We start from the raw sequence: 4444 nt of genomic DNA, 5'->3' as shown, positions 1-4444 counted from the left end.
CGCTCTTCCGATCTACCTTCTGTTCGCGACTCTCGACACCACCATACGTAAGTTGGCGCTACCGCATGGGCGCGAAGTTATGCTGTCCGACACGGTTGGCTTCGTGTCTGAACTGCCGCACGATCTCGTCGCCGCCTTCCGCGCAACGCTAGAAGAAGTCGTCGACGCCGATATCATTCTGCACGTTCGTGACATTGCCAATCCCGATCACTCGGGCCAAGCGCAGGACGTTCTCACGGTTCTCGATGAGCTGGGTGTTTCCTCGGAAACGACGCCGATCATTGAGGTCTGGAACAAAATCGATCTGCTCGAAGAGCCCGAATTGGTTTTGGCCGCAGCTGCGCCCGCCGGCAAGGTGCTGGCGAGCATGCCTGTCTCAGCCCATACCGGGCAGGGCGTGGAAGAGCTGCTGAACCTCATCGAGCGTTCGCTTGGCGAGCAAAGCCGCACCTATCACGTCCACATACCGCATAGCGCCGGCAGCGATATCGGCTGGCTGCATTCGCATGTGGAAGTTGTCTCGCGTGGCGAGCCGAGCGAAAAAGGCATGGACTATATTGTCCGCGTCGATCCGCGCCACAAGACCGCGTTCCTGGAACGCTTCAACGGCCGCATCGCGCTGTCTGATCTTTAGCTACTTGCCTTTGTCGGCGGCACGGATTTCGTTCCAGTAGCCATCAAGACGATCGAGCCCGGCATCCTTGGGCTCGATGCCGTCTTCGCGGCTGCGGGCTTCGACATAGTGAAACCGGCGGGTGAACTTGGCATTGGCGTCTCGCAGTGCGGCCTCGGCGTCGACGCCGGCGTGACGCGCCAGATTGGCGACGGCAAACAGCAAGTCGCCGATCTCTTCATGCACGGCCGCGTTGTCGCCGGCCTGTTGTGCTTCGGCCACCTCGGCAACTTCTTCCTGGACCTTTTCCATAACCGAAGTGAAGTCCGGCCAGTCGAAGCCGACCTTGGCGGCCTTCTTGGTCAGTTTTTCGGCCCGCGCGAGGGCAGGGAGTACCTGCGGAACGTCGTCGAGCGCGGAAGTCACCTCATCGCCGCGCCGGGCGGCCTTTGCGGCGCGCTCCTGCGTCTTGATCGCTTCCCAGTTGACCTGGGCGCCGGCCGCGCCGTCTGCGGTGATGTCGCCAAAAACATGCGGATGCCGGCGGATCAGTTTTTCGGTGATGGCATAGACGACATCGCCAATATCGAAATGGCCTGCTTCCTTGGCCATCTGCGCATGGAAAACCGGCTGCAACAGCAGATCGCCGAGTTCTTCCTTGAGATCGTGAAAATCCTGCCGCTCGATGGCATCGGCCACCTCATAGGCTTCCTCGATCGTGTAGTGGCGGATCGTCGAGAAGTCCTGTTCGAGGTCCCAGGGGCAACCACCGTCCGGATCGCGCAGGGCGGCCATGATTTCGATGAGGCGGGAAATGTCGCGAGAAGGCTGCATCGATGTGGTTCCACGGCAGGGAATTGCCACCACCAACGCACCAGAACCGCACATCCAGTTTTCGCATAATATATATTATGGAACTTTTATGTGTGCAAAAGTGCGCCAAACTGGGGCTTTGGGCCGCCATGATACAAGCTGCTGCGCTCCCGTGGATAAGTTTGTGCGCGATCGCGCGTCGTTCCCACGATTTTTTCTTGCTCGTGTTGAAATCTAGGCGTCTCGTTCGTCGCGAAGGCATATTCCTGAGGAGGACCTTCAAATGGAACGGCACTATGGTTGGGTCATTGTCGCAGCCGGCGCGGTGATCACTTGTCTGGCGATGGGCGCCATGTTCGCCCTGCCGGTCTATCTCCAGCCCATCGCGGAAGAAACCGGCTGGACCCGCGCTGGCATCTCCGGCGCCATGACCGTGGGTTTCATCGTCATGGGCATTGCCGGTTTTCTCTGGGGCACGCTGACCGACCGCGTCGGCGCTCGCCCTGTAGTTCTGGTCGCAGCTGTGCTGCTGGGGATTGGTCTATTTGTGGCCAGCCGCGCCAATGATCTTCTGGTCTTCCAGTTTGCCTATGGCGGACTGGTTGGCGCTTCCGGCGGTGCCTTCTTTGCGCCGCTGATCGCAACGACGCTCGGTTGGTTCGACAAGCACCGCAGCCTTGCGGTTTCGCTGGTCTCGCTTGGCGGCGGTATTGCGCCGATGACGATCACGCCTCTGGCGACAGTATTGATCGCAAACTATGGCTGGCGCAATGCCATGATGATGACGGCGATCGCAGCGGTAGCGCTCATCATTCCAGCCGCTTTCCTGATCCGTCGCGCGCCGGCAGTCATGGCCGAAGCGCCATCACCCGGCAGCGATGTGGCACCGGCAGAACCGGCCCCGACCAATATGGGCGCTATCTTCCGCACGCCGCAATTCTTCATTCTCGCCGGCGTTTTCTTCCTCTGCTGCGCAGCCCATTCCGGCCCGATCTTCCACACGGTCAGCTATGCCATGCTCTGCGGCGCCTCGGCTTTGGCGGCGGCCAGCATCTATAGTGTCGAAGGTTTTGCCGGGCTTTTTGGTCGCCTCATCTTCGGCGTCCTGGCAGATCGTATCGGGGTCAAGCGGGTCATCGTCGCCGGGCTCGCGCTGCAAGCCATTGGAATTTATAGCTATATCTATGTGAGCGAACTGCCGCACTTCTACATGTTGGCCGTGGTCCTGGGCTTGGTCTATGGCGGCGTGATGCCGCTCTATTCAGTGCTGGCACGCGACTATTTCGGTCCCAATGTCATGGGCACAGTGCTCGGCGGCATCACCATGACATCGTCCATCGGCATGGCCTTTGGTCCGCTCGGTGGTGGCTGGCTGTTCGATACCTTTGGCGACTATCACTGGCTCTATGTCGCCTCGGCCTGTGTCGGCCTCGCCGCAGCGGCACTCGCTCTGGCTTTCCCGCCGAAGACGGTGAAGGAAACGCCGGCAGATGCTCTGCCGGCGTAATCGAGACAATCAGGCGGGGTCGGCGACAGCCGCTCCGCCATTCTCGTCATCGTCCTTGTTGTCAGCATAAGCCGCCGACAATTCCCGATAGTATCGGGAGTTGAAGGCAAGGATGGTGACCAGCAGGCCAACAAGGCCAGCGACGGTGAACACCAGGGCAATCCCCCGAGCCGGACCGGTACCGAACCAGGAGCCGATAGTCTGGGCCCCTGCCCCATCCGTCATGAACGGAATCACCACAAACTGCGTCAGCGGTCCGATCAGGAACGCCGTCAGCGGCGAAGCGGCCTGTTCTACTGACTGCGCAAAGCCAAAGACGCGGCCCTGGCGCTCAAGTGGCACCACCTTCTGCAGCGTCGTGTGCTCGGCGGCCTCGGCATAGGGACCGAGCAGCATCCAGACGAAACAACCTGCCGCCAACAACCAGATGGAAGATTGCAGCGTGAAGACGCAGCACACGGCCCAGGTGATGACATTGACCATCAGCAGCGTACGCAACGGATTTTTGCCAAGACCTGTCTTGGCGATGACGATGCCGCTGGCGATGAACGCGGTCGACAGTGCGCCGAACAGCACGCCCCAGATTTCAACCGAAACGAGGGACAATCCGTAGGCATCAAGCAGCGCCATGAATATGCCGCCGAGGAAATTGTTGAACGTTGCGAAGAAGATAAGGGCAAAAAGCCCTGGGACGGCAGCAATGACGGCAATGGTGCCGGCAATGTCGACGCGCTTGGGTTCAGCGGGCACATTGGGATCGGCAGGCGCCCTGCCCTCGTCGATGCTCACAAAAGCCAAGTGTGCGAAGGCAAGGACGGTGGCCGCCAGCGCCAGGATTAGGACGCCCAACATACCGGTAAAGGCGACGAGAAAGCCCGACATGACCGACGTGGTGAGAAAACCGATGCCGCCCACCATGCCCACGAGGCCATTTGCCTTGTCGCGGTTATCCTCGGGGATGAGGATGGTGACGAGCGTCGGCAGCGCTATCGAGCGGATATTGCCGGCAATCACCCCAAGCATGACCACCAGGATGAACAGCCACAGATAGGGCCCATAGGGATTGCGGAACGCTCCCTCGGGCTCGAGCAGCACCATGACGAGGCCACCGACATAGCAGATGCCCGAGACCGCGCTGGAGCCCAGCATGGCGAGCCTTTTCGAATTGTGGTCGACGATTGACCCGAACCAGATGCCAAAGGCCGCGGTGAAAACAAGGTAGATGCCGGCGATCATGCCGGTGGCGAACACCGACTGGGTTTCGATGAAGACCCAGAAGGTTACGGCAAACCAGACAGTGAAATTCGTGACATTGGCCACGAGATTGTTCGCCAGCAGATGATGAAAGGGACGCATTGCTTAGTCCTCTGGAAGTTCAGGTCACGTCGGCCGGGCGGAGCATTTTCCTCCCTCGCGGCCATGGCGGCAAGTCGGTACGATTTAGGCCAGTTCCGTGACAGGACGTGTCAGCGGGTCGCGGGGAACCGGCCGCGGACAAAATGACGACGCAT

General features: G+C 60.2%; 4 protein-coding genes. 2 read left to right on the top strand and 2 right to left on the bottom strand.

What is annotated here, in order from left to right; genetic code table 11:
* On the top strand, positions 1-634 hold a 634-nt coding region (locus ABW043_RS17280; protein ID WP_353922438.1), incomplete at its 5' end, for a GTPase.
* Here ABW043_RS17280 and mazG read toward each other — a convergent pair.
* The gene (gene mazG / locus ABW043_RS17275) at positions 635-1447 is read right to left on the bottom strand and encodes a nucleoside triphosphate pyrophosphohydrolase (protein ID WP_353922437.1); all 813 of its coding nucleotides are present in this window, start codon (positions 1445-1447) and stop codon (positions 635-637) included. It abuts the gene before it with no gap.
* A 262-nt stretch (positions 1448-1709) separates the two neighbouring features.
* Here mazG and ABW043_RS17270 point away from each other — a divergent pair, with 262 nt between their 5' ends.
* The gene (locus tag ABW043_RS17270) at positions 1710-2933 is read left to right on the top strand and encodes an MFS transporter (protein WP_353922436.1); all 1224 of its coding nucleotides are present in this window, start codon (positions 1710-1712) and stop codon (positions 2931-2933) included.
* Positions 2934-2942: 9 nt separating this feature from the next.
* Here ABW043_RS17270 and ABW043_RS17265 read toward each other — a convergent pair whose 3' ends face one another.
* Positions 2943-4289, bottom strand: a complete 1347-nt coding sequence (locus tag ABW043_RS17265) for an MFS transporter (RefSeq protein WP_353922435.1) — start codon at positions 4287-4289, stop codon at positions 2943-2945.
* Positions 4290-4444 lie beyond the last annotated feature (155 nt).

Source organism: Devosia sp. (genome assembly GCF_040509215.1).
In the GTDB taxonomy this organism is placed as follows: domain Bacteria; phylum Pseudomonadota; class Alphaproteobacteria; order Rhizobiales; family Devosiaceae; genus Devosia.
This window is presented reverse-complemented; position numbering and strand designations above follow the sequence as displayed.

Bases quoted from the DNA above. Each gene is read 5' to 3' on its own strand.
- ABW043_RS17270 (WP_353922436.1), top strand. From the start codon at position 1,710: ATGGAACGGCACTATGGTTGGGTCATTGTCGCAGCCGGCGCGGTGATC.
- ABW043_RS17265 (WP_353922435.1), bottom strand. From the start codon at position 4,289: ATGCGTCCCTTTCATCATCTGCTGGCGAACAATCTCGTGGCCAATGTC.
- mazG (WP_353922437.1), bottom strand. From the start codon at position 1,447: ATGCAGCCTTCTCGCGACATTTCCCGCCTCATCGAAATCATGGCCGCC.